Genomic DNA, 26,112 nt, shown 5'->3' on the forward strand with positions numbered 1-26,112 from the left:
AACTGTAACCGTATAATTAAATGATTAATGAACACGATAACCCATGTCCCTTACTCTTTTAATGATAAGGTAACACTCGATAACCAAACCATCACATATGTAATATCTTTATCATTACACATGCAATGTTCTTGGTCTCGTGTCTCTTCTATTCACTGTGCAAGCTTTTTAGCTAACCGTAGGTTGCACATATATGTATTTTATTAAAATCTTGCATGGTTTAGGTTTGTTAGTACATAGGCTTAAGATTATTGTTCTTTCTTCTTATTATTAAAAACGTTCTTCTAAAAGCCTATTAGATTATCCCTTTCCAGTTAGATTGGGTGTATAGCTGGTACAGCGTTACTGGAACACATTTATCTGTTATGGCTGTGAACACTCTAACCGAGTGAGTATCACTCTTTCAGCCATTACTCTTATAGTAGTGCGTTTTATTCCTGACTCTGTAAGAGTCTATAGTAGATCGTTTTATCGGTGTAAGAATGGGATGTTTAAGGAGTGAGTAACGACACACCGATAAGTACTATAAGTATGTCGTTTTATTATTTTATAATCTAATCTTTGCCTTTATAGGCTCTATAATATGTAAATATCGCACTGTCTTATTTGATTGTTTATACTGATCAAAAACAACAGTTAATCTAGGGTTTATATAGCCTTAAATAACCGGTAATGATGATGTAATGATTTGCCTGGTTAGGCAGTGATTACACAGTTCGTATAAGGCTGTATACCTCTGTAAGCCCTGCACTATCTGACCTGCATAATACTGTAGAAATAAACTAACTAAGCGAATATCCCTCTTAACCCCTCAAAACCATGCAAAAATGAATTACAAATAAAAATTTTATTATTGTCTGTTGTTGATATGCATTCTCACTTATAACACATAACAAAGAGGTGTTTAGATGTTATGTCTAAGTCACACATTAGTATTCTGTGATATAGAAAACATACGTAATCATTGACTATCCCATCATTTAGATTAAACTGACTTCATACTAAATATTCTGTGACTTAGAAAACCCAGTAAACAAAAGGAAGTGGCTAGATGAACCTCGTTGATGCAGTAAAAACCAGCGAACAATGTGAACAGGTAGGCGAACTACTCCTAAAGCATGGTAATCAAACCTATGCCGATATCTGGAACTTTGGCCTACAGGTAGCCTTACGCATATCTGACCTGCTATTTCTGACTTATGCAGACGTACAAGGAGATAGATTGGTTATCATTGAAGGGAAGACCAGCAAGCCTCGTCACATCGTGTTAAACGACAAGGCTAAAGCCATCGTAAAGCGTCGCAAAGCTGCCAACCCTACTCATGTATACCTATTTGAAGTGTCTACTAATAGAGCCAAAGGGAAGCCTATAAGCAGGGAGAACGTCTCTAGAAAGTTCAAAGAGATAGGTGAGATTATAGGTATTGCTTTAGGCACTCACAGCATGAGGAAAACGAGAGGATGGGTAATGTTCAACTCGGGAATAAATATCGAAACCATCGCTAAGGTGCTTAACCACAGCAGCCCAGCTATCACTATGCGTTACATTGGATTAGACCAACAAACAGTTGATAGTACTTACACTTCCTTCATCATCTAATCACACCATGCTAGCGCCTTGATAACCCTTGTATTAAGGCCCCTTACGGGGCTTAGTCATACATACCCACAGCCATACACCAACTCTTCTGTACGGGCTTTCTACGCGCTGTAAACAGGTCACGATATTTCAAAATCATAAATGCTGATAATTTGACTGATAAGGCTTTGCTTAGAAGGTAGGACACCAAGACGATATTTTTAAGGCAAGAAAGTAAGGAGAGTAGCCCCTTTTAAAAGAGGCCAAAATGGAGGGGGGTTAATCTTTTTGTGTACTAAAAAATGGCAAAGTGGATGATTATAAGTGCTGTCATACCGGAGGTAACACACTGAATCAGGGCTTCTGTAACCAATTGTTTTTAATACAATAAAAATTTATCTTGATCGCCTTCACAGGCGTCGAATTATATATTGTAATCAACAAGTTAAGCTCGCAATCAAGCGAAACTCACTGAATGTAATACATTTTAGAACACAGCATGGCGCACTAAAAAGGGTGCAGGCGGCCTCACACACTGGTTCGTGACCCGACATATTACACTAATTTCACACTCAAGGATTCAAAAAGTGTCTGACCACCCTTTTCACTTACCCAGAGATCCACAGTGCCATGTCCAAAATGGATAAAAATCGTGCAATACAAGAATAATCCTACACCGATTGGATGCCTGTCTAATTATTTTGTGATCTAAATCAATTTAAGATGTACTCCATCAACTGCCATCTGCAGTGCTAATTCTAACTCGATAAGGCGAGTTTAAACCCGATTAAAAACCAAGCCTTTCTTTTCTCAATTTCTCACTTCTTATTTCTATTCCGTTTTCTTATTTCGATTTTATCTTTCTTGTAATCATTATTATCACCAGGATGTATTCATCTATATGAAACCTATTACAATCCAAAAATTAAATATTATTACCCGCTGCCTGATGGCAACGTTAATGACTGGTGCGGCCTCCAGTGCTTATGCTATTGAGTGTAACGACCCCGCCAGAACATCGGCTGATAGTGCCTGCACGGTCACTACAGCCTCAAGTACTGATATTATCGGCGTATTGGCGCAGGGTTCAGAGAGCACCGATGCCTCCGGGTATACTGTTACTGTCGATACGCCCGCATCCGCCACATTGCAATCTATTCTTGGCGGGTCTGCTGATGCTGTCGCATCAACGTCTAACGTAAGTAATACTGATGCGGTTATGAGCCGTGCTGATGCTAATGGGGCAAGTAATAATAATACGGTTGTCGTCAATAATGGTTTATTTAACGGCGATATTTATGGCGGTTATGCCAGTGCCGATGCCAATAGCGATGCCATGGTAAGCGCTATGGCGATAAGTCACATTGCCGAAAGTGATGCCTATGCAAACGCCAGCAGTAATATGAATACGATCATTATTAACAATGGTGTGTTCAAGGGTGATATTTACGGCGGTTATTCTGTTAGCAATGGCAATGCTTTGGCAAACGCCTACGGTACTGGCAGCATCGCCAGAAGTTTGGCTGATGCGCGCGCCACCAGTGATACCAATAACATTACGATTAATGGCGGTTCGTTTAGTGGCCCTGTGCATGGTGGATATGCCTATACCAATGTGTTTGCTTTTGCCTATGGCGCTAACAGCGTAGATAAAACTCAGGCGAACGCCAGCGCCTCAAGCAGTGGCAATACAATTGTTATTAATGATGGTTCCTTTATTGGTTCTATTTATGGTGGCTACGCAGAAGCTATCACCATGATTGACCAAATAACCCCAGGAGAAAGTAGCAGTATCAGTGTGAAAAGTAATGCCAACACTCTTACGCTGAATGGCGGTGTATTCAGTGGCCTTATTTATGGCGGTTATGCCTCAAGCTTTGGTGGCGCACCAACCCCCGAGAATGCCACTGCAATCAATAACACCATTACGCTGTCAGGCGCTCCGGTATTTAACGCTAATAGTAGTGAAATATGGGGGGGATATGCGGATATGTTCGACGGTATCGCAACCTCATATGGTGATGCTTTCACCGGCAATACTTTTAATTTTTCCGCCAACCCTATCACTCTGAATAAGATCGGTAATTTTGCCTTTTATAATTTCTATCTGAACAACAATATTAAAAATAATGATGTTTTGATTGCACTGACTAACGCGGCTAATATCGACAATGCGGCTATTGCAGTGACCGGTATCAGTAAGGACAGCAACCTGGTCAAGGGTGATGCTATTACGCTTATCTCAAATGTCACCGGGGGTGAGCCGACGTTAAATAACACGCAAAAAGTCACAATTGGTACGGCAAAACTGGCGGATATCAGAGTGTATCGGGAAAATGATGCAGTAAAAGCGTCGTTAGATAGCGTAACCCAATTAAGCCGGGAAAACGGCCCGACCACCGGTTTTGACGCAAACCCACAGACTAAAGCCTATTTGGAAGGCCGTCTGCCAGGCATGTTTTTAATCAATCAAGGCAGCGACCTGCTTGCCGGGTTGGATACAGCACAACTTTACCGTGATGATAATGGGGTGGCACTGTTTGGTCTTACCTCCGGCAGCAAGAGCCGTTACAACACCGGTTCCCACATTGATATGGATAGCTTCGCTTTGACCACAGGTATCACCAAGAATCTGGGGCAACTCACCCTCGGTGGCCTGTTTGAAGCCGGCTGGGGTAGCTATGACGCCTATAATGATTTTAGCGGATTGGCCAGTGTAAAAAGTAACGGAAATGTCGACTATAAAGGTGCAGGTATTATTGCCAACTATGCATTCACTGACGCTATTTACCTCAACAGTTCTCTGCGTGCAGGGCGGGTATCTAGCGACTTTTCTTCTGCTGATTTCGGTGTGAATGGCGGGGTTGCGAGCCATTATGACAGCGCGTCACCTTATGTCAGCGGGCAGCTGAAAACCGGCTATCGCTATGCCATGACGCCGGCGGTGAAACTAGACACCCATGCCAGTATCCTGTCGACTCGAGTGGGCAGTGACAGTGTCACCAATTCCCAGGGTGAGAAGCTGACGTTTTCGGCGTTGAACTCACAGCGTGTGAATACCGGCGTTACTGTTACCTATCATGCCACACCTAAACTGGATGTTATCGGCGGGGTTGCCTATGAATATGAGTTTGATGGTAAAGCCAAGGGGACTATCGATGGGGATAATATCGATTCTGCGGGCATTAAAGGGAGCACGGGCATTGGTGAAGTGGGCATTCGTATCACACCGACTAAAGAAAAGAATCTGTCTATGGACCTGAAACTGTCAGGTTACAGCGGAAAACGCGAAGGTGTAGCTGGCGGGCTTAGTGTGAAATATGCCTTCTAACACCCGTGATTGAGCATGTCATCTGGGTTGGATACCGGTACCTTTCGGTTATGCCGTATCCAACACCCCAGATATTAAAGATATTTAGCGGAACGGCGTGGCGTCACCCGCTCCTTCACGAATAACTTCAGGAGAGGAATCAGTCAGATCAATAACTGTAGTGGGTTGCTGCCCTAATGAACCGCCATGGATGATTAAATCCACTTGCTTACCGAGATGGTCTTTGATCTCTTCCGGGTCGGATTCAGCAAAGTCATTACCCGGTAGCATCAATGTCGTCGACATCAAAGGCTCGCCTAATACATCCAGCAACGCCAGCGCAATAGGGTTAGAAGGCACACGTAAACCAATAGTTTTACGTTTGTCATTCATCAAACGCCGAGGAACTTCTTTCGTCGCCTTCAATATAAAGGTGTAATTACCCGGGGTATTATTTTTGATAAGTCGAAACGCTGAATTATCAACATATGCATAAGTCGATAACTCCGACAAATCACGGCACACCAGTGTGAAGTTATGATTACCATCTAATTGACGGATACGGCAAATACGTTCCATTGCCGCTTTATCTTCTAAACGGCAGCCAAGGGCATAACCAGAATCTGTCGGATAAACCACCACCCCGCCCTTGCGTAACACATCAACACTTTGGTTGATCAGTCGCGGCTGAGGGTTTTCCGGGTGTATATAAAAAAATTGACTCATGACACTACCTCATCATTCAACGTTCGCGTTAGCTGGCTCTACAGGCCAATCACGCCATACTGGTTCCACCCCTGCGGGCAGCCACAATTTGCGGCCCAATTCAATCCAGGCGCAAGGCTGATGGAAATCAGATCCCTGGGATGCCAGTAAATTATAGTCGCGCGCATACTGTGCAAGCTGCGCTCGTTCATGGGGGGCTTGTTGGCACTGGGCAACTTCCATGGCATCACCGCCATGCTCGGCAAAATGGGCTAATAAACGTTTCAACCATTTGGCGGTTAAATCGTAACGACCCGGATGCGCCAGTACCGCTTGCCCACCAGATTGCTTAATTGCTTCAATAGCTTGTTCTATTGTACACCATTGTGCGGGGACATAACCGGTCTTGCCTTTGGCTAAATACTTTTTAAAAACCTGCCCAACGTTACTCGCCAACCCCAACTCCACCAGATAGCGGGCAAAATGCCCACGGGTTACCTGTCCGCCCCCCGCCAAGCGGTTAGCTCCGTCCCAGGCACCGGGAATACGCGCTTTTTCCAGTCGCGCGCTTATTTCCTGCGCCCGAATATAGCGATAGTTGGACTGCTCACTCAATAATTTGCCAATACTGGCATGCTGGGTATCAATACCTAATCCCACAATATGGATCTCGTGGTTTTCCCATAATGTAGAAATTTCCACCCCAGGGATAAGCCGTAGTGCCAATTGTTGCTGGGCAATGGTGGCGGCGGCTTCAGCCAACCCTGCGGTGGTATCGTGATCGGTAATAGCCAAAACACCTACCCGCATCTGCGCTGCTCTTATTACCAGTGCCGAAGGGGTTAACAAGCCGTCCGACGCAGTGGTATGGCTATGCAAATCATAAAGTGTAAAGGCCGTTGATATGGTGGCATCAGCCCTATCAGATAAGGTGGTGTTATCAGTCAAAACAGGTTTATTTATCAAAATGGTCTTATTAACCAAAACAAAAATCCGAAAAAGCGTGGCGGGCTATCATACCTGTTAATAACACACTAACGTTAATCAAACTTAGTCGTGCTCTGCCACCGTATCGAAATTAAAGTGAAATAGATAACCGCACAGACTTTGTTAGAAAACAATCAATCAAGGGTTGACATTTACCTCATGAACCAGTTAACTAGTACACAAGTTCACAGGGCACTTAAACGTCTGAGTAAACAGCAAGTGAACGTAGCTAACCCCCTACGGCGTCAAGGGCAAGGGGAATAAACTGAATGCAATCATAGAGAGTAGTGACTGATAATGAAAACTTCCCTGATTTCCTTACTGCGTTGGTGGCACATCTCCCTCTCTCGGGCGATGTAATCACGCATATCAGTCACCAGACAATGCAGATTGCTTCAGCCCGCTAATAGCGGGCTTTTTTATGGTTAGATTTCGGCGTAATCACTTTTCAGGAAAGATAAATGATGCAAACTTCGCGCCCCACATTACAGTTACTGAGCACCCCGGCGTGTTACCGCGATGACCCAACCGCGCTGTTTCACCAGCTCTGCGGCGCACGACCAGCCACTCTGCTGCTTGAATCCGCAGAAGTGACCAGTAAACAGAACTTAAAAAGCCTGCTGATTATTGATAGCGCTTTACGTATTACCGCCCTTGAGCAGAAAGTCACGATTGAAGCACTCAGTCGCAATGGCGCGTCGTTATTACCGCTGTTAGATGCTGCGTTACCGCCACAAGTAGAGATTCAAGTGCGCCCGAATGGCCGTGAATTAACCTTCCCTATCATTAACGAAGTGCAAGATGAAGACTCTCGTTTACAGTCATTGTCGGTTTTTGATGCGCTACGTTTGCTACTAAAACTGGTCGATGCACCCGAAGCTGAGCGGGAGGCCGTATTCATTGGTGGTCTATTCGCTTACGATTTGGTGGCGGGTTTTGAAAATTTACCCCCGCTGCGCCAGGACCAACGTTGCCCAGATTTCTGCTTCTATTTAGCCGAAACCTTGTTGATATTGGATCATCAGCATCGCTCGACGCAGTTGCAAGCCAGTTTGTTTACCGCCGACGCTAGCGAACATTTGCGTCTGACCCAGCGGTTAGAACAAGTTAGCCACCAGCTACAGCAAGCACCACAACCGATCCCTGCCCAGTCAGTGCCTGAGATGGCGTTACAGTGTAACCAATCAGACGCAGAGTACGGTGCAGTGGTGGCCCAATTGCAGATAGCAATCCGAGAAGGCGAAATTTTCCAGGTTGTTCCTTCGCGCCGTTTCTCACTGCCTTGCCCCTCACCACTGGCGGCATACCAAACATTGAAAGACCATAATCCCAGCCCGTATATGTTCTTTATGCAGGATAACGAATTCTCCCTGTTTGGTGCTTCACCGGAAAGTGCGCTGAAATATGACGCCACCAACCGCCAGATTGAGATTTACCCGATTGCCGGTACGCGCCCGCGTGGCCGCCGTGCCAATGGTGAATTGGATCGTGATTTAGACAGCCGTATTGAGCTGGAGATGCGCACTGACCATAAAGAATTGGCTGAACATCTGATGCTGGTGGATTTAGCCCGTAATGATTTAGCCCGCATCTGCGAGCCGGGTAGCCGCTATGTGGCCGATTTAACTAAAGTTGACCGCTATTCCTTTGTGATGCATTTGGTCTCGCGCGTAGTGGGCACGCTGCGTCAGGATCTGGATGTACTGCATGCTTATCAAGCCTGTATGAATATGGGCACCCTGAGCGGCGCACCGAAAGTCCGCGCTATGCAATTGATTGCTGGCAGTGAGGGCGCACGTCGGGGCAGTTACGGTGGCGCGGTAGGTTACTTTACCGCACACGGCGATTTGGATACCTGCATTGTTATCCGCTCAGCTTATGTCGAAGACGGTGTCGCCACGGTTCAAGCGGGGGCCGGTGTGGTGATTGACTCCATTCCACAGGCCGAAGCCGATGAAACTCGCAATAAAGCACGTGCGGTTCTGCGGGCAATTGCTAGCGCACACCATGCCAGGGAGATCTTCTAATGGCTGATATCTTGCTGCTCGATAATATTGACTCCTTTACTTACAACCTGGTGGACCAATTACGCTCCAGTGGCCATCGGGTGGTGATTTACCGTAACCAAATCGCCGCCGATACCATTATCGCCCGCTTGCAACAACTCGAACAACCGGTGCTGATGCTCTCACCCGGCCCTGGCACACCGGCACAGGCGGGGTGTATGCCCGAATTATTGCAACGTCTACGCGGCCAGTTACCGATTATCGGTATTTGCCTTGGCCACCAGGCCATTGTCGAAGCTTATGGCGGCCATGTAGGACAGGCCGGAGAGATACTGCACGGCAAAGCCTCGGCCATTGAACACGATGGACAAGCTATGTTTGCAGGCATGCCGAATCCGCTGCCAGTAGCCCGCTACCACTCATTAGTGGGCAGCAATATCCCAACAGAATTAACCGTTAACGCCCGTTTTGGTGAGATGGTCATGGCGGTGCGCCATGACGCACATCGGGTGTGTGGCTACCAATTCCACCCGGAATCTATTTTAACCACCCATGGTGCCCGTTTGCTTGAGCAGACGCTGGACTGGGCATTATGCCCTCCACACATGAAGCTGTAGCGGTGTTAGCTACATTCGTTACTCGCATGCTGTCACCTGTAACACCATGTTCTTTGGGTAGGGTGTAATTAAGGACTATAAGATGCAAAACTTATTATTATCAAAAGAATTATTATTGGAAAAACTGTTTCAGGCTAAATCCCTGACCCAAGCGGAAAGCCAAATCCTGTTTAGCTCTATCGTGCGAGGTGAACTGGAAGCGAGCCAATTGGCGGCGGCGTTAATCAGTATGAAAGTACGCGGTGAAACACCCGCCGAAATAGCGGGTGCCGCGCAAGCCTTATTGGCGGATGCACAGCCCTTCCCGCGCCCGGATTACCTGTTCGCCGATATCGTTGGTACCGGGGGTGACGGCACTAACAGTATCAATATATCTACCGCCAGCGCCTTTGTTGCCGCCAGTTGTGGCGTAAAAGTGGCCAAACATGGCAATCGCAGTGTTTCCAGCCGTTCCGGTTCATCAGACTTGCTGGCCGCATTTGGTATTCGCCTGGACATGAGCGCGGAACAATCCAGATTAGCCTTGGATGAGTTAGGGGTTTGTTTCCTGTTTGCGCCGCAGTATCACACTGGCTTTCGCCACGCGATGCCGGTTCGCCAGCAGTTGAAGACCCGCACCCTGTTTAATGTGTTGGGGCCATTAATCAATCCGGCTCGCCCGCCGTTGGCGCTGATTGGTGTTTACAGCCCTGAGTTGGTATTACCCATCGCGCAAACCCTACAAGTGTTGGGTTACCAGCGTGCTGCGGTGGTACATGGTGGGGGAATGGATGAAGTGGCGATTCATGCACCGACTCAGGTTGCTGAGCTGAATAACGGCAGCATCGAAAGCTATGAATTAGCACCGGAAGATTTTGGTCTGAACCGTTATTCACTGGGCGCGTTACAAGGCGGCGCACCGGAAGAAAACCGTGACATTTTAGCACGGTTGTTACAAGGTAAAGGTGAACCGGCACACGCCGCAGCCGTTGCGGCTAACGTGGCGTTATTGCTGAAGTTGCACGGTCAGGAAAACCTGCGCCATAACGCACAGCAGGCATTGGAAATGATTCACAGCGGTCAGGCTTTTGATCGTGTTACCGCTCTGGCGGCGAGAGGATAAATCATGCAGGAAACTGGGCTTAATAAAACCGTGCTCCACCACATTGTGCACGATAAGGAAATCTGGGTTGCCGCTCGGAAATTGCAACAGCCTCTGGCTAGCTTTCAAAACGATATTACCCTGAGCCAGCGCGACTTTTATCACGCGCTGCAAGGCAGTAAGACCGTTTTTATTCTGGAATGTAAGAAGGCATCCCCTTCTAAGGGGGTTATCCGCGAGAACTTTAATCCGGCAGACATTGCAGCAGTTTATAAAAATTATGCATCGGCCATCTCGGTATTAACCGATGAAAAGTACTTCCAGGGCAACTTTGATTTCTTACCACTCGTCAGTGCTGCCGTCACTCAGCCGGTGCTGTGTAAAGACTTTATTATCGACGCCTATCAGATTCAATTGGCGCGTTTTTATCAGGCTGACGCCATTTTACTGATGCTATCGGTGCTCGATGATGACAGCTATCGCCAACTGGCCGCCGTAGCACACAGCCTAAATATGGGGGTGTTGACCGAGGCCAGTAATGCTGAAGAACTGGATCGGGCAATAGCATTGGGTGCCAAAGTGGTCGGTATTAATAACCGGGATCTGCGTGACTTGTCGATAAGCCTTGATCGCACCCGCGAACTGGCCCCACGGCTGCCAAAAGGTGTCACGGTTATTAGCGAGTCAGGTATTAATAATTACCAACAGGTGCGCGAACTGAGTCACTTTGCCAACGGGTTCCTGATTGGCAGCGCGTTGATGTCTGAACCCGATCTCAATGCTGCGGTGCGCCGTGTGTTACTCGGTGAAAATAAAGTCTGCGGCCTGACCCGCGCTCAAGATGCCGCCGCAGCTTATCAAGCAGGTGCCGTCTATGGTGGTTTAATCTTTGTTGGCAGTTCACCGCGTTATGTGGATATCGCCAAAGCACGGACTGTGATTAGCGGCGCACCATTGAAGTATGTTGGCGTATTCCGTGATGCCAAAATTGAAACTGTGCAGCAAACAGCCGAGCGCCTGTCGCTGGTGGCAGTGCAGTTGCACGGGCAAGAAGATCAGAGCTATATCAATCAACTGCGGGCGATACTGCCTGCCAGTTGCCAAATTTGGCAGGCGTTGCGTGTTGACGATAGTGTACCGCAACGCAACTCACAGCATGTCGAGCGTTATGTTCTGGACCACGGCAACGGTGGCACCGGTCAACGCTTTGACTGGTCATTACTGGCCGGTCAACCGCTGGATAATGTGCTGCTGGCGGGTGGGCTAAGCGCTGACAACTGTTGTGCAGCAGCCCAACTGGGTTGTGCCGGTCTTGATTTCAATTCCGGTGTAGAAAGTGCCCCCGGCATCAAAGATCCACAACTGATCGCCGCTGTATTCCAGACGTTACGCGCTTACTGATGGATAATTTTGCTGGCTAACTTTATTCATGATTCATGGACACACTTTAGTAACCCCATAGGACAGAAAAATGACCACACTTAATCCTTATTTTGGCGAGTTCGGTGGCATGTATGTGCCGCAGATTTTGATGCCAGCATTGAAGCAACTGGAAGAGGCTTTTGTCAGTGCTCAACTGGACCCTGAGTTCCAGGCAGCATTTCAGGATCTGTTAAAGAACTATGCTGGTCGCCCGACCGCGCTAACCCTGTGTCAGAATTTGACCGCTGGGACAAAAACCAAGTTATACCTGAAACGTGAAGACCTGCTGCACGGCGGCGCGCACAAAACCAATCAGGTTTTGGGTCAGGCCTTATTGGCCAAACGCATGGGTAAAACCGAAATCATTGCGGAAACCGGCGCAGGTCAACATGGGGTAGCGTCAGCACTGGCTTGCGCCCTGCTCGGCTTGAAATGCCGTATTTATATGGGTGCCAAAGACATTGAGCGCCAGTCACCCAACGTGTTCCGTATGCGCCTGATGGGGGCTGAAGTGATCCCAGTGCACAGCGGTTCTTCCACCTTGAAAGATGCCTGTAATGAAGCACTGCGCGATTGGTCTGGCAGCTACGAAACCGCCCACTATATGTTGGGAACCGCAGCAGGCCCACACCCTTATCCGACTATCGTGCGTGAATTCCAACGGATGATTGGCGAAGAAACCAAAGCGCAGATGTTAGCCCGGGAAGGCCGTCTGCCGGATGTGGTGCTGGCATGCGTCGGTGGCGGCTCGAATGCGATTGGTATGTTTGCTGATTTTATCGATGAGCCAGGTGTTGCTCTGATTGGTGTTGAGCCGGCAGGGCTGGGTATTGAAACCGGCCAGCACGGTGCACCACTCAAACACGGTAAAGTAGGCATCTATTTCGGTATGAAATCGCCGATGATGCAGACCAGTGACGGCCAAATCGAAGAATCTTACTCAATTTCTGCGGGGTTAGACTTCCCATCCGTAGGGCCACAGCATGCTTATTTAAATAGCATTGGTCGTGCTGATTATGTTTCCGTTACCGATGACGAAGCACTCGATGCCTTTAAAGCGCTGTCATGCAAAGAGGGGATTATTCCAGCACTGGAATCCTCCCATGCCTTGGCCCATGCCTTAAAAATGATTAAAGCGTCGCCGGAAAAAGAACAGATATTGGTAGTGAATCTGTCCGGGCGTGGTGATAAAGACATTTTCACCGTTCACGATATTCTGAAAGCACGGGGAGAGATTTAATGGAGCGTTATCAGCAACTTTTCAATCAGTTGGCAGCCAAAAAAGAAGGGGCATTTGTTCCTTTCGTACAGCTAGGGGATCCAACACCGGCTCTATCTTTAGAGATTATTGATACATTAATTGCCGCAGGTGCCGATGCGTTGGAGCTGGGTATACCATTCTCTGATCCACTTGCAGATGGCCCAACCATTCAAAATGCAGCATTGCGGGCTTTTGCCGCTGGCGTGACACCCGGTATCTGCTTTGAAATGCTGGCGGAAATCCGTAAAAAACACCCCGCGATTCCCATTGGCCTACTGATGTATGCAAATCTGGTATTCCACAATGGAATTGATAGTTTCTACCAGCGTTGTGCTGCTGTCGGTGTCGATTCAGTGCTCATTGCTGACGTACCTTTTGAAGAGTCAGCCCCGTTCCGCGCAGCGGCACTGCGCCATGGGATTGCGCCTATCTTTATCTGCCCACCCAATGCGGACGATGATTTACTGCGCGAGATAGCTTCTCATGGCCGTGGTTACACCTATCTATTGTCACGTGCGGGTGTCACCGGTGCTGAGAATCACGGTCAGCTTGCGCTGAATCATCTGATTGATAAACTGCGTGAATATAATGCCGCCCCAGCACTACAAGGTTTTGGTATTTCAGAGCCAGCACAAGTGAAGACCAGTCTGGCAGCCGGTGCGGCCGGTGCGATTTCAGGCTCCGCGATTGTAAAAATCATTGAAAATAATGTCTCACAGCCCGCTGAGATGTTAGCCCAGTTGTCGCGTTTTGTGACTGAAATGAAAGCGGCAACTCGCGGTTAATCTCACCACCAGCGCCTGATTGTCGGTTCCGATCAGGCGCTATATTCGCTCGAACTTCTCACCTGCCATGCTATATATCTGCTGCAAATTTGAATTAACACTATTCATAACCAATAATTATGTAACGCCCTAAGCATTTCTTTACATTTTGGATGCGATGAGTGATCAGTAGCACGACGTCAATATGTGTTAATAACGCTTTCAACAAGTTATTTTTTTCGTAATGTCCTGTTAAATTATTGGCAAACATGGAGAGTAATTTATGAAGCTTTTTAAGACCCTTTCAGCCTTATGTATTGTAGTAATCATGGCAATGGCAGTAGCAGCCTGTGCACCAACACCTAAATCTGAAGGCACAGGTGGATATCTGGATGATACTGTGGTGACCACCAAGGTAAAATCGGCGTTACTGGGTGAGAAGAATCTTAAATCTACTGAAATCAGTGTTGAGACCTTTAAAGGACGGGTCCAGTTAAGCGGCTTTGTTAGTTCGCGTCAGGATGCAAACCGTGCAGTACAGATCACCCGTACCGTACCTGGGGTGAAATCTGTTAGTGATAGAATGCAAATCAAATAATCCCCTGTTCGGAGGCGCTCTTCGCGCCTCCTTTGTAGGCCCCCGCAATCACATCAGAGATTCCTCAAAGTTATTGCCGTTGCAGGTAGGCGGCCAGCAAACGCATCCCGATGAACTGACTCAGGTCAGAGATTCGGGTAAGTGAGTGCAGCTAACCCCCCTGCAGCGGCAAGAGCGAAGGGTAATTAGAAACGATAGCCCGCGCCAAACATAAACACCCATGGATCAAGACGGGTATGAATACTTTGCTCTTCACCCCCGGCTTTGAATTTCACGTCAGTTTCGATATTCATCCACCAGACCGACATATTCAGCATCCAGTTTTCACTGACCATGTAGTCCATACCCGCTTGCCCAGCAATACCCCACGAATCTTTAACACTTAAATCCGTCAAACCGGCACCTTGCCCTGTGTTATTAAATTTCTCATCAAAGAAGGTGGTGTAGTTCAGGCCGATACCCAGATACGGGCGCAGTTTGTCTTGTTTATCGCGGAAATAGTATTGCGCCATTAAGGTTGGCGGCAATTGCTTAACTTCAGCAATGGTACCGGTTGCCTCCAGACCAATTTTATGGCGGAACGGCGTAGCAGCCAGCAATTCTACACCGATGTTATCAGTAATCAGATAGCTGAAGGTCAGCCCTAACTGAGTATTGTTATCCGCTTTGAAGGAACCGTAACCTAATACATCATCAGACCCGGCATTTGGTCTGACTGTTGCTGTCCCTGCCCGGAAAATATAATCGCCTGCTTGATGCGCGCTTGCCGCAATGGGAGCCAGAGCTGCTACAGCTAACAATGCCAAAGTGACTTTTTTCATTATCCATTCCATTTGTAGGTATATTCGCGAGCAAAATATACCCATAAATGAGTATTCATGATCCAATCGAGATCACATCTTTGGTAACAAATTAAATAAATCCTATTTTATGTAAGGTTATTTAATTCCTTAATAATATTGAAATTGATCTGGATCATAAAAACCATTTAGCCGCAAATTGTGCTGACAGTCATTGATGAAAAATGGAACTGTTGTCATGCTGCTATGCTTGGATGTTGTATGTGTGAAATCGCGATCGGTTGGCTGTTTACTTTGTAAGGAGCAGTAGATTCAAGATGAACGCTGAAATTAATCCGTGTCAGAACTGTGGTGCGTGTTGCGCCTATTTTAGAGTGTCGTTCTATTGGGCTGAAGCCAAAGAGGGAGGCGGTACAGTGCCCAACGCCATGACCGAACAAGTCACACCCTTTATAAGCTGTATGTCCGGTACTAACTGTAAATCCCCCCGTTGCAGTGCACTTCAAGGTGAAGTCGGTCACACTGTTTCCTGTACAATTTATGGCGACCGCCCACCACCCTGTTATGAATTTGAACGCTCAGGGGATGCCGGAATTCATAATCCGCACTGTGACCGCGCCCGTGCGCACTATGGGTTACCACCGTTAGCTATTGATAACGTCGAGGTAATCAGATTAGAAGAAATCACTGCTAGATTAATGACAGGATCCCACAGCGCCTCATAACAAGGTATAATCATCGGCTAGCGCTATTTTTTCGATCCCAAGGAGCTTTCATGCCTATCACGGCTAACAGTTTATACCGTGACAGTTTTAACTTTTTACGTAATCAACTGCCGGCAATCCTGCTGCTGGCTTTACTGACTGCGTTCATTACCGTCATGCTGAATCAGGCATTTATCCCTGATGCTGAACAACTGGGTATTTTAAGTGCTGCGGACAGTGATATTGCGTCATCAGCAAGTGTCAGTATCAGTGAGATAGTATCGCAGATGACACCGGAGCAGCAGATGGTGCTGCTTAAAGTCTCTGCGGCGGCGACCTTTTCTGCCTTAGTCGGTAACGTGTTATTAGTCGGTGGAATGCTAACCCTGATTTCTATGGTATCGATGGGCCGTCGGGTCAGTGCATTGCAAGCTATTGGTATTTCAGTACCGATCTTGCCTCGCTTACTGCTGCTGATGTTTATCGGTACTTTGTTGATTCAGTTAGGATTAACAATATTTATCGTGCCTGGTGTGGTCATTGCTGTCGCGTTATCACTCTCACCGATCATCGTGACCACAGAGAAAGTAGGTGTTTTCTCGGCCATAAGAGTCAGTATTAAATTGGCATTTGCCAATGTGCGGTTAATCATCCCTGCGATGATGCTGTGGATAGCGGCCAAATTGATTCTGTTGTATCTGGTAAGCCACCTGACTATTTTGCCAACACCGATTGCGACTATTATTTTAAGTGCGCTTAGCAATCTGGTTTCTGCATTATTGCTGGTGTATTTGTTCCGTTTATATATGTTGTTGCGCCCTGCCACTCCAGCGGAGTAAGTACCCCGCCAAGTAAAAGCAAAAAGGGCCATTACGGCCCTTTTTGTTCATCAATGATTGATACCTATGCACTAACTTCAGGCTCGGCACCTATCTCTGGTTCTTGTTTCTCTGCCACCCGCTGCTTACTTTGAATCAGTTTTAGTGCCAGATAGAGATCCGGTACCAGAATTAGGTCATTATCCTGACTTTTCAATTTATTAACTCTAAACCAGCGTGTTAGTTCGGTACGTCTTCCCGCCAGTATCAACTTAATATTGCGTTGCTTCAGGTCACGTTTAAGCTCATCAATCGCCGATAGAACACTAATATCGGCATAGGTAAAACTGGCAACCGCATCAATAACCACCCAATCTGCCTGATGGGGGGTGCTGTCAACCAAATTCAAAATCCGCCGCTTAAAGTACGCCACGTTAAAATAGGTCAGAGGTGAATTAAAACGATAAATCATCACGCCGGGTACAGGTTTGATCCCATTGCCGCTACGCATTGAATGGATCATACCATCAGCATTAACCCCTAATAACTGTTCTGTTGGGCGGAATACCGTGCGCAGGAACTGCAATAGCCCCAATAGTACCGCCAATCCAATACCACTAATCACGCCGACCAATACTACGCTGACAAAAGTAAATATCGCTAAATAGAAAGCCTGAGTATTACGTTTACGTAATTGCCATAAACTCCTGAATCCCAGCAGTGACCAGGCAGCATAAATCAGCACCACGCCCAGCGCTGCGATCGGGATAAATTGCAACGGTCGGGTTAAAAACAGCAACACCATCGCAATCATCAACGCAGCAATAATAGAAACCAACTGGCTTTTGCCATTATTGGCGTCATTTACGGCTGTACGGGTACTGGCCCCACTGATAGCAAAACCTTGTGATAGCGCTGAAACAATGTTGGTAATACCCAAGGCGCGCAGTTCTACATCGGCATCCACCTCATAACCATTTTTGGCGGCAAAACTACGCGCGGTCAGCATCATGCTAACAAAACTGACCACGGCCAGGTTAAGTGCCGGGATAACCATATCGCGCAGCAGGCCGGGTTGGAAATCAGGCCAATGCACCATTGGCAAGCCACCATCGAACCCGCCGACCACCGCCACACCAAATTGCTGCATATTGGCAGCCCAGGAAACAAAGGTCGCCATGACGATCGCCAACAGCGGTGCAGGCCAGTTTGGTCGTAACCACTTAACACCATACAGCACCACAAAAGTCAGTAGTGAAATGGCGACGGTGGGCAAATGGCTATTAATTAAATTATGGGGTAATGCCAGTACCCGCTCAATCAGTTGTGGGGGGCGGGTCATAAAACCAAAAACCTTACCGAGCTGATCGACAATAATGGTAATTGCCACCCCATTAAGTAACCCGGTCAATATTGGCCGAGATAATAGATCAGCCAAAGCCCCCAGTTTGAAACGACTGGCCACCAGACACCATGTGCCCATCATCAATGTCATCATGATGGTGAGCTGCCAATGCACCTCACTGCTCCCCGCAGCCAGTGGCGCGACCACAGCGGCAATCACCGCACAAGTTGCCGCATCAGGTCCGACGATTAATTGTCGCGATGAACCAAAGAAAGCGTAGGCAATCATCGGCAAAATACAGGAGTACAAACCAACAGCGGCACTAACCCCCGTCAATTCAGCATAAGCAATAGCAATAGGTAATGCGACTGCGGCCACGGATAGACCCGCCCTGACATCGGGTTTGAGCCATTCACGTTCATACGCCATCAATTGGGTCAAACCCGGCATCCAGTACCGAAGTGATCTTCTCTGCATATTTACTCCACAACACCTAACCCAATAATTATTACTCATCATGCTGGGTTAACGCACTACTGGCAATATGCTGACAAAATCTGTTACTTGTTTATCGTAAGTTTCTGCAAATTCCACTGGCAGAGCGCGCATTCCGACGGATAATTAAGGATAATAGTATTTTACCGCTGGTACCCTCACACCACTGAATCCGGTATAGTCGGGCTGTGTACAAATGATGGATTGATTCATGAAGCAACTTTTAGATTTTCTCCCGCTGGTCGTATTTTTCGTTTTCTACAAGATGTATGACATTTTTGTCGCCTCAGGGGCACTGATTGTCGCGACACTACTCGCGTTAGCTTTTACTTGGGTTAAGTACCGTAAAGTAGAAAAGATGACATTAGTTACCGCTGTTATGGTGCTGGTATTCGGGACCTTGACGCTCACATTCCACAGCGACTTATTCATTAAATGGAAAGTGACGGTGTTATATGCACTGTTTGCTGTTGCTTTGTTAATAAGCCAATGGGTTATGAAAAAACCATTGATTCAGCGCATGCTGGGTAAAGAGCTAACGCTACCAGATGCGGTATGGTCAACACTGAATATGTCATGGGCGCTGTTCTTCTTAGCTTGTGGCCTGCTGAACATTTATGTCGCGTTCTGGTTACCGCAAGATATTTGGGTAAACTTTAAAGTCTTTGGTTTAACCGCACTCACCCTGATATTCACATTGATCAGTGGCGTTTATATTTACCGGCATATGCCGGAAGAACAGAAAAAGTCATAATCTTAAATAATAGCTCCCAACGTCATTGAGACTGCAGACAGGCATCGCCCTGCGGCCTCAATGACGTTGGTATATTTGCGCTTATTGAAATTTCAGTGAGCCATTCCAGGTGAATAGATTTACTTTTAGAAGTAGGCAGAGATGACTCAGGAACAATTATCACCTCGCGGTGAGCAATCATTACCTAATGGTGAATTGGTACTTCGTACCCTTGCAATGCCCGCAGACACTAATGCTAATGGTGATATATTTGGCGGTTGGTTAATGTCACAAATGGATATTGGCGGAGCCATTCAGGCCAAAGAGATAGCTCAAGGGCGAGTTGTCACTGTTCGGGTGGATGGGATGACCTTCCTCAAGCCAGTCGCTGTGGGCGATGTGGTTTGTTGCTATGCCCGCTGTATTAAAACCGGCCGTAGCTCAATTACCATCAATATTGAAGTCTGGGTGAAAAAGGTCTCTTCTGAGCCAATCGGGCAGCGCTATCGTGCCACTGAAGCGGTATTTACCTATGTAGCGGTGGATGATGCCGGTAAAGCCCGTGCGCTACCTAACGGCAGAGGGAATTTCGAGGTTGGCGCAACGCAATAACCGTTGGCCAAGTTTGTCCTGACGCAAAAAAAGGGTCGCCCTGTATAACAGCGACCCTTTTCTTATTATGATATTTGCTGATTACTCAATAGCAGACTGAGTAATATCATAATAACCTTAGTTCATTTCCATATTGCCGCCGATCTTGAACACAATGGTGGTGACATAATCTTTAGCCGCAACCGCTTCAAATCGCCATTTACGCATCACTTGCTTCACCTCACGCTCAAAGGTATTACGCGGCGTCGCTTCCAAAACGCGCACATTAGTGACACGACCATTTTCGTCAATATCGTATTGGACCTTAACCTGCCCTTCGACCCCCAAAGCCAGTGCCCTTGCCGGATAAGTTGGCTTCGCCTTACTCAAGGCTCTTGGCCCAGCCGTGGTTGATGCCCCCGGGACTGACGCTTTCGGCGCGGCTTTTACCGGCGCATTATTGGCAACCAGTGCTGGCTCATCAGATTTAAACGGCTTGTCATCCGGTGGTGCTTCGGTCTTTTTCACTACCGGCTTTTTAACTTCTTTTTTCACCGGTTTAGGCTTGGGCTTTGGTTTCGGCTTCACCGGTTCAGGAATCGGTACAGGAACAGGTTCTGGCAACACCTCAGGCTCTGGCGGTGTTTCTTCAACGGGTTCCGGTTCGGCCTGTGGCTCCGCCGCCGCTGGTTGTGGTGCGGCAAAGGTCGCTATATTGACCATCGTAACGGCCAGCGGTGCATCCTCTATTTCAGGTTGTACCTTCATTTGCTCGACAGAAACGTACAGTAATGCCGCAACTACGCTGCCATGTAAACCAACTGAAAATACGATTGGCCATGTAAGCCGTCGACCCAGGAAAAATTTATTTAGCTGCATAATAATTCAATGTCCTCTAATGCAGCTAAGTGTAAATGCAAATAGCAATCATATTCAATAAGCAACCGCAAACAATCTTCCTCAACAGCCTTAAATGATGCTTTAAACGGCAATATCAACCAAATAATACTTTCTCGTTACGCTTAGTTATCATTTTATTTCATTATTAACTACCGGTGTATTCATCTGAGAATTTTAGATGCCGCCCTTTCTGCACCTTATTGAATTTATGGATAGAACATGGTGTTATGGCGCAACGAATACAAATCATCATATTGAGGTATATACCCTAAATAATTCGAGTTGCAGGAAGGCAGCCAATGCAGCTTGCAGTATGACGGGTATGACGGGTATGACGGGTATGACGGGTATGACGGGTATGACGGGTATGACGGGTATGATAATTTTAAAGGTGAAACATGCTTTATATAATCTTTGCAACGGATGTCCCTGATTCACTTGATAAGCGCTTATCCGTTCGCCCTGCACATCTGGCCCGCCTGCAAGTATTGCAGGATCAAGGTCGCCTACTGACAGCAGGCCCGAACCCAGCCATTGATAGCGCAGACCCCGGTGCTGCCGGATTTACTGGATCGACTGTTATCGCCGAATTTGCCTCGCAACAAGAGGCTGAATACTGGGCGGAACAAGACCCTTATAGCGCGGCTGGTGTGTATCAGTCGGTTATTGTAAAACCCTATAAACGGGTATTCTGAATCACTACAGATGTCTGACATCTATCCGGCCATAGGCAAAGTCGGTTGCATGTAGCCATCTCGTCAGGCGATTACATGTATTTAATTATCTTTACTTATAATTACTGAGAATCATTGTCTAATCAGATATCGATTTTTCTATCGTGACGTTGAGTCATTTTGTTAAATGCGGAGATGAAGACTATGCAGTGTCCAGTATGCAAAGATACCCAACTGGTGATGTCTGAACGTAAGAGCATTGAGATCGATTATTGCCCTAACTGCCGTGGTGTATGGCTGGATCGCGGAGAACTGGATAAAATCATTGAAAAATCGGCTGAAAGTACACCGACATCAACATCAGCGCCATACTCTGACACCAGAGAACGTGAACGCGATAATCACGGATATGCAAAGCCTAAACACTACAAAAAGAAAAGTTTCCTCTCAGAGTTATTTGATTAACCACACAGATTGTTTTGCGCTGTGGTGGTAAACAATAGTCAACTTGATCATACGCCTGAATACAGGCGTATTTGATTTTATACTACCAGCCAGAACAAAGACGTTAACGCCGCCTTAAGCTTTGTAGTGCTTCAGCCAATGCTCTTCGCATGCCTCAACTGCTTTATCCAGCATATGCGCCGGTGCTTTTAAAATCATATGGTCTTTTCTTACCCAAACCGGATAAGTGTGTTTGCCAGCAGCAATGACTTGCTCAGAATAAATAGCAGCATGGTATACCAGCTCAGATTCTTCACAATAAATCTCGTACTTATAAAGTGCGGTGCTAACTTTTAAATCCCCGAAGAATACTGTTTTAGCTAATTTATATTGAGACATGAACTATAGCCTTTACCGAAATAGGGACTCTATCATCCACTCATCAGCCAGATATAACTGTGATATCCACTACAAAAAGTACCCTAAGTTGATGTCCTATCGGAAAAATTTAGCTTTATTCGAGCGACAACTTCTCCACCTCAATCAACGGAAATGAACTAAATAGATAACCTTGCATGGCATCCACCCCGAGATCAGATAACTGAGTAAGCTGTTGATGAGTTTCTACCCCCTCAACTATCACGCACTGGCAGTGCTCACGAAGTCGTGTCAGCAGGTTATCGAACGTGGCACTTCCCCCCCATTGCCAGTAAAAGTGCTTATCAATTTTGACACATTCAAAGAACCCACTGGCAACGGCCGCCAGGTGAGCATTACCGCTACCAAAATCGTCCAACCATAATGAATATCGTTCAGCCAGCTTACTTAATAGTGTGTTCTTCGGCCCATCGCTGAGATTGGGAAAACTCTCCATTATTTCTAGCCGGATAAAGGGCATCATAGCTAACAATGATATGACATCTTCGTCATACAGCACCGTCTGAGCCATATCAAAATCTATATTAATTGAGAGTATTATTTGTTGGTCAATAAACCATTTCTGCTGTGATTTTACCGCACATAATTGGTCAAACAGCAGCTTAGCCTTCATTTGAGCATTAAGTTGATGAAGGAAGCGCTCAGTATAAATAGGCGATTTAAAAGAGGCCGTTGTGAACCGACTCAATAACTCCACAGCAAATAACTTACCATTCTGCCAGTAAACTGGTTCACAGATAAAAGTGCAATCAACTGCAATGTTTAGCCTGCTATCCACAGTAAAACCCTTTTATTTGATTAGAACAGCAGTATTGATCAATTGATAAAATTGATCAATTTTTTATTATTGATCACTAAAAACGATATAAGAGATTCCCAAAAGTAGCAACCACTCTGATCAACCCATTGATAGATAAGAAAGTATTATTTAATCATGATGATTATCAATGTTATTATTTCATAATCATTTATTTCATAGGAGAATGGTCGCTTCGAACAACCAAACAGTAACACCCCTGAAACTGAATGATTAGAACGAAGCGACCTAATATATATGGTAGCGCGATGTCATTCTGATGTGAAATAAACTTATAAATGACTATTCTGCACCTTTTATTATTAGTAGTAACATCAGAATTATCGCATTTTGATAATTTAGGATAGGAGTGATTTTTCTGCGAAGAAAAACACTATTTAAAGTAGAAAATATCATTCCAGAATTTAACGCCAGCAACAAATTATTGACAAGTTCATCTGCAACAGCTCAGTTCCGGCAAGTATAATATGAGATATTTTGTGGTGGGAAGTTAATAAAAGCTCAGTGTTTACTATGATTAAAACAAAAACAGCCTCATAAAGAGACTGTTTTTATTACTACCACAGCGGACTACCATTCATAAGCTACAGTGAAAAATAGCGCCCGACGATGCTGATGCTCGTGGAGCTGCCTGACACAATAGATATGGCGATAGCGCCGTGATTGACCTTCAAGCCAGCGATTTCTTCGGCGCTGATTTTGCCGCAGCATACGCCAACGGCCCACCTCATTCTTACTCCGTCTCATGAAACAATTCTTCCAAAGCTGAGAACTGGGCTATTATAAACCTTTCATCTTGTGAGCCAAGCCGCTGCACGGCGAAATCGTGGGTTTAGTCCAAATAGCTTATTTAGCTCAGCGTGGGAAGATTAAAAAAATCCCGTTAAATATTTAATTACCCGTTGCAAGTCCTTTAGCTTAAAAGATTTTATCCAGTAATATATCTGATTAAAGGTTTCGCCTTTGCAATACTGTGCGTACACTCTTTAGTGACCGTTTGTGAACAGGACTTCCGCCCTTATGACAACATTTTATACCGTAATCAGTTGGCTCTCGGTTTTTGGCTATTGGTTGCTTATTGCCGGGGTAACATTGCGTATTCTGATGAAACGCAGAGCCGTTCCTTCGGCTATGGCATGGCTGCTGGTTATTTATATTCTGCCGTTAGTTGGGATAATTGCGTATCTCTCATTTGGTGAACTTCATCTCGGCAAGCGCCGTGCTGAGCGAGCAAAAGCGATGTGGCCATCCACTGCTCGCTGGTTAAGTGAACTGAAAGACTGCCAACACATTTTTGCCACTTCAAATAGCGAAGTCGCTACCCCATTATTCCAATTATGTGAACGCCGCCAAGGCATCAGCGGCGTTAAAGGTAATCAATTACAGTTATTGACCACCACCGATGACACATTAAAAGCACTGGTACGTGACATTGAACTGGCCCGTCACAATATCGAGATGGTGTTCTATATCTGGCAGCCTGGTGGCTTGGTTGATCAAGTTGCCGAATCGTTAATGGCGGCAGCGCGCCGAGGTGTTCATTGCCGATTGATGCTGGACTCCGCCGGTAGCCAACAATTCTTTCGCACCCCCTATCCGGCGATGATGCGCAATGCTGGGATTGAGGTGGTCGAAGCACTCAAAGTCAATGTGTTCCGGGTCTTTCTGCGCCGAATGGATTTGCGTCAACACCGTAAAATTGTGTTGATTGATAATTATGTTGCTTACACCGGTAGCATGAATATGGTTGATCCTCGGTTTTTCAAGCAAGATGCCGGCGTAGGTCAATGGATCGATATGATGGCACGGATGGAAGGCCCGGTGGCCACCACCATAGGTATCGTATATGCCTGCGACTGGGAGATTGAAACCGGCAAACGTATTCTACCCCCGCCGCCTGATACTAATATCATGCCGTTTGAAGAAGAGAGCGGTCATACCATTCAGGTTATTGCCTCTGGCCCTGGATTCCCTGAGGAAATGATTCATCAGGCATTATTAATGGCGGTGTATGCAGCCCGTGAGCAGTTAATCATGACGACGCCATATTTCGTACCTAGCGATGACCTGCTGCATGCCATCTGTACCGCAGCACAACGTGGTGTTGATGTCAGCATTATTGTTCCTCGAGACAACGACTCGATGATGGTCCGTTGGGCTAGCCGGGCATTCTTCTCAGAATTGTTGGAAGCGGGCGTTAAAGTTTATCAGTTTGAAGGTGGCCTATTGCACAGCAAAAGTGTGCTGGTCGACGGTCAACTAAGTTTGGTTGGTACGGTCAATCTGGATATGCGCAGCTTATGGTTGAACTTTGAAATCACGCTGGTCATTGATGATGATGGTTTTGGTGCAGATTTGGCGCAAGTTCAGGACGACTACATTGCCCGCTCGGTACTGTTAGATGGTGAATTGTGGAATAAACGCCCTCTCTGGCATCGCGTTACTGAACGATTATTCTACTTTTTCAGCCCGTTACTGTAATAACTGAGGCGGCTGGTGGTATGCCTATTGTAGATTCTCTGAGTTATTGACTTCAGATAGCATAATAATTGTAAAAGCGGCATATAGAATGTTTTAATGAGCGCAATCTGCAAATAACAAATGGGAATCGGCAAATGGACCAGAATAGACAAGAGCCAAGCTTAATGGATCTCAATAACCGCCTGACTGAAGATGAAACACTGGAACAGGCTTACGATATCTTTCTGGAGCTGGCGGGGGACAATCTCGATCCGGCAGATATTTTATTGTTTAACCTTCAGTTTGAAGAGCGTGGCGGTGCGGAGTTATTTGATCCAGCCGAAGATTGGCAAGAACATGTCGATTTTGATTTAAACCCTGATTTTTTCGCCGAAGTTGTTATCGGCCTTGCTGATAGTGATGGTGAAGAGATTAATGATGTATTTGCGCGAGTTCTTCTGTGCCGCGAAAAAGACCATAAACTTTGCCATATTTTGTGGAAAGAGTGATCGTTACACGTCCCTTCCCCCATGGCTGCTAATACCGTAATCATAACAACCCCC

The 26,112-nt window shown here is 46.4% G+C and carries 26 protein-coding genes and 1 other annotated feature; of the genes, 18 read left to right on the forward strand and 8 right to left on the reverse strand.

All coding sequences use genetic code 11. The features are described from left to right. Positions 1–1,051: 1,051 nt before the first annotated feature. Positions 1,052–1,600: a tyrosine-type recombinase/integrase gene (locus V2A84_RS08005; RefSeq protein WP_442848696.1), complete on the forward strand. Its 549-nt coding sequence runs from the start codon at positions 1,052–1,054 to the stop codon at positions 1,598–1,600. A gap of 880 nt (positions 1,601–2,480) precedes the next feature. Further along, positions 2,481–4,910, forward strand: a complete 2,430-nt coding sequence (locus V2A84_RS08010) for an autotransporter domain-containing protein (protein ID WP_102970414.1) — start codon at positions 2,481–2,483, stop codon at positions 4,908–4,910. Between the two features lie 84 nt (positions 4,911–4,994). Here the strand turns inward: V2A84_RS08010 and V2A84_RS08015 are convergent, their stop codons facing one another. Continuing rightward, positions 4,995–5,615: an L-threonylcarbamoyladenylate synthase gene (locus V2A84_RS08015; protein WP_005191561.1), complete on the reverse strand. Its 621-nt coding sequence runs from the start codon at positions 5,613–5,615 to the stop codon at positions 4,995–4,997. Between the two features lie 12 nt (positions 5,616–5,627). After that, on the reverse strand, positions 5,628–6,578 hold the full coding sequence (gene rnm, locus V2A84_RS08020; protein WP_442820910.1) for an RNase RNM: 951 nt from the start codon (positions 6,576–6,578) through the stop codon (positions 5,628–5,630). 300 nt (positions 6,579–6,878) lie between these two features. Here rnm and trpL point away from each other — a divergent pair, with 300 nt between their 5' ends. The 8 genes from trpL (at position 6,879) to V2A84_RS08060 (ending at position 14,330) form a co-directional block, all read left to right on the forward strand. Next, positions 6,879–6,941 carry a trp operon leader peptide gene (trpL, locus tag V2A84_RS08025; RefSeq protein WP_002227930.1) on the forward strand — a complete coding sequence of 21 codons (63 nt, stop codon included), beginning with the start codon at positions 6,879–6,881 and terminating at the stop codon, positions 6,939–6,941. Then, positions 6,903–7,004, forward strand: a sequence feature (Trp leader region). (Overlaps the previous gene by 39 nt.) Positions 7,005–7,045: 41 nt before the next feature. Then, positions 7,046–8,608 carry an anthranilate synthase component 1 gene (locus tag V2A84_RS08030; RefSeq protein ID WP_083158924.1) on the forward strand — a complete coding sequence of 521 codons (1,563 nt, stop codon included), beginning with the start codon at positions 7,046–7,048 and terminating at the stop codon, positions 8,606–8,608. Beyond that, positions 8,608–9,204 (forward strand): glutamine amidotransferase-related protein, encoded by a 597-nt coding sequence (locus V2A84_RS08035; RefSeq protein WP_083158925.1) that lies wholly within the window; start codon positions 8,608–8,610, stop codon positions 9,202–9,204. Before V2A84_RS08030 ends, V2A84_RS08035 begins: the two co-directional genes overlap by 1 nt. An 82-nt stretch (positions 9,205–9,286) precedes the next feature. Next, complete coding sequence (gene trpD, locus V2A84_RS08040) at positions 9,287–10,306, forward strand: anthranilate phosphoribosyltransferase (protein WP_050073272.1); 1,020 nt, start codon at positions 9,287–9,289, stop codon at positions 10,304–10,306. 3 nt (positions 10,307–10,309) lie between these two features. Next, the gene (gene trpCF / locus V2A84_RS08045; protein WP_083158926.1) at positions 10,310–11,686 is read left to right on the forward strand and encodes a bifunctional indole-3-glycerol-phosphate synthase TrpC/phosphoribosylanthranilate isomerase TrpF; all 1,377 of its coding nucleotides are present in this window, start codon (positions 10,310–10,312) and stop codon (positions 11,684–11,686) included. A gap of 70 nt (positions 11,687–11,756) precedes the next feature. Then, positions 11,757–12,947 carry a tryptophan synthase subunit beta gene (gene trpB / locus V2A84_RS08050; RefSeq protein WP_083158927.1) on the forward strand — a complete coding sequence of 397 codons (1,191 nt, stop codon included), beginning with the start codon at positions 11,757–11,759 and terminating at the stop codon, positions 12,945–12,947. Continuing rightward, positions 12,947–13,753, forward strand: coding sequence for a tryptophan synthase subunit alpha (trpA, locus tag V2A84_RS08055; RefSeq protein ID WP_083158928.1), 807 nt, complete (start codon positions 12,947–12,949; stop codon positions 13,751–13,753). The genes trpB and trpA overlap by 1 nt, the downstream gene beginning before the upstream one ends. A 262-nt stretch (positions 13,754–14,015) precedes the next feature. Next, on the forward strand, positions 14,016–14,330 hold the full coding sequence (locus V2A84_RS08060) for a BON domain-containing protein (RefSeq protein WP_083158929.1): 315 nt from the start codon (positions 14,016–14,018) through the stop codon (positions 14,328–14,330). 185 nt (positions 14,331–14,515) lie between these two features. Here V2A84_RS08060 and ompW read toward each other — a convergent pair whose 3' ends face one another. Next, positions 14,516–15,151: an outer membrane protein OmpW gene (gene ompW / locus V2A84_RS08065; protein WP_083158930.1), complete on the reverse strand. Its 636-nt coding sequence runs from the start codon at positions 15,149–15,151 to the stop codon at positions 14,516–14,518. Between the two features lie 296 nt (positions 15,152–15,447). On the opposite strand from ompW, the gene V2A84_RS08070 reads away from it, so the two are divergent. Both V2A84_RS08070 and V2A84_RS08075 read left to right on the forward strand, forming a co-directional pair. Continuing rightward, positions 15,448–15,855 (forward strand): YkgJ family cysteine cluster protein, encoded by a 408-nt coding sequence (locus tag V2A84_RS08070; protein ID WP_193784665.1) that lies wholly within the window; start codon positions 15,448–15,450, stop codon positions 15,853–15,855. 50 nt (positions 15,856–15,905) lie between these two features. Continuing rightward, a complete protein-coding gene (locus V2A84_RS08075; RefSeq protein WP_083158932.1) occupies positions 15,906–16,673 on the forward strand; it encodes a YciC family protein in 768 nt (255 codons plus the stop codon). A 64-nt stretch (positions 16,674–16,737) separates the two neighbouring features. Here the strand turns inward: V2A84_RS08075 and V2A84_RS08080 are convergent, their stop codons facing one another. After that, on the reverse strand, positions 16,738–18,474 hold the full coding sequence (locus V2A84_RS08080) for a SulP family inorganic anion transporter (RefSeq protein WP_083158933.1): 1,737 nt from the start codon (positions 18,472–18,474) through the stop codon (positions 16,738–16,740). Positions 18,475–18,703: 229 nt separating this feature from the next. Between V2A84_RS08080 and V2A84_RS08085 the strand changes: the two genes are divergently transcribed. After that, a complete protein-coding gene (locus V2A84_RS08085) occupies positions 18,704–19,246 on the forward strand; it encodes a septation protein A (protein WP_083158934.1) in 543 nt (180 codons plus the stop codon). Between the two features lie 141 nt (positions 19,247–19,387). After that, entirely contained in the window at positions 19,388–19,837 is a 450-nt protein-coding gene (gene yciA / locus V2A84_RS08090) for an acyl-CoA thioester hydrolase YciA (protein ID WP_050110472.1), read from the forward strand. 117 nt (positions 19,838–19,954) lie between these two features. Here yciA and tonB read toward each other — a convergent pair whose 3' ends face one another. Beyond that, positions 19,955–20,695 (reverse strand): TonB system transport protein TonB, encoded by a 741-nt coding sequence (tonB, locus tag V2A84_RS08095; RefSeq protein ID WP_372569143.1) that lies wholly within the window; start codon positions 20,693–20,695, stop codon positions 19,955–19,957. 419 nt (positions 20,696–21,114) lie between these two features. On the opposite strand from tonB, the gene V2A84_RS08100 reads away from it, so the two are divergent. Next, positions 21,115–21,411 carry a YciI family protein gene (locus V2A84_RS08100; RefSeq protein WP_372569142.1) on the forward strand — a complete coding sequence of 99 codons (297 nt, stop codon included), beginning with the start codon at positions 21,115–21,117 and terminating at the stop codon, positions 21,409–21,411. A gap of 183 nt (positions 21,412–21,594) precedes the next feature. Next, positions 21,595–21,855, forward strand: coding sequence for a TFIIB-type zinc ribbon-containing protein (locus tag V2A84_RS08105; protein WP_083158937.1), 261 nt, complete (start codon positions 21,595–21,597; stop codon positions 21,853–21,855). 114 nt (positions 21,856–21,969) lie between these two features. On the opposite strand, the gene V2A84_RS08110 is transcribed toward V2A84_RS08105, so the two are convergent. From V2A84_RS08110 to V2A84_RS08120, 3 genes are all read right to left on the reverse strand, one after another. Continuing rightward, the gene (locus tag V2A84_RS08110) at positions 21,970–22,233 is read right to left on the reverse strand and encodes a hypothetical protein (protein ID WP_083158938.1); all 264 of its coding nucleotides are present in this window, start codon (positions 22,231–22,233) and stop codon (positions 21,970–21,972) included. Between the two features lie 115 nt (positions 22,234–22,348). Beyond that, entirely contained in the window at positions 22,349–23,050 is a 702-nt protein-coding gene (locus V2A84_RS08115; protein ID WP_083158939.1) for an EAL domain-containing protein, read from the reverse strand. A gap of 609 nt (positions 23,051–23,659) precedes the next feature. Further along, complete coding sequence (locus V2A84_RS08120) at positions 23,660–23,836, reverse strand: YciY family protein (protein WP_442848697.1); 177 nt, start codon at positions 23,834–23,836, stop codon at positions 23,660–23,662. Between the two features lie 273 nt (positions 23,837–24,109). Here V2A84_RS08120 and cls point away from each other — a divergent pair, with 273 nt between their 5' ends. Together cls and V2A84_RS08130 are read left to right on the forward strand one after the other, a co-directional pair. Beyond that, positions 24,110–25,570, forward strand: coding sequence for a cardiolipin synthase (gene cls, locus V2A84_RS08125; protein ID WP_083158940.1), 1,461 nt, complete (start codon positions 24,110–24,112; stop codon positions 25,568–25,570). A 164-nt stretch (positions 25,571–25,734) separates the two neighbouring features. Further along, complete coding sequence (locus tag V2A84_RS08130) at positions 25,735–26,058, forward strand: HI1450 family dsDNA-mimic protein (protein WP_032819973.1); 324 nt, start codon at positions 25,735–25,737, stop codon at positions 26,056–26,058. Positions 26,059–26,112 lie beyond the last annotated feature (54 nt).

The sequence above is a fragment of the Yersinia sp. 2553 StPb PI genome (genome assembly GCF_052217105.1).
Taxonomy (GTDB): Bacteria; Pseudomonadota; Gammaproteobacteria; order Enterobacterales; family Enterobacteriaceae; genus Yersinia; species Yersinia enterocolitica_E.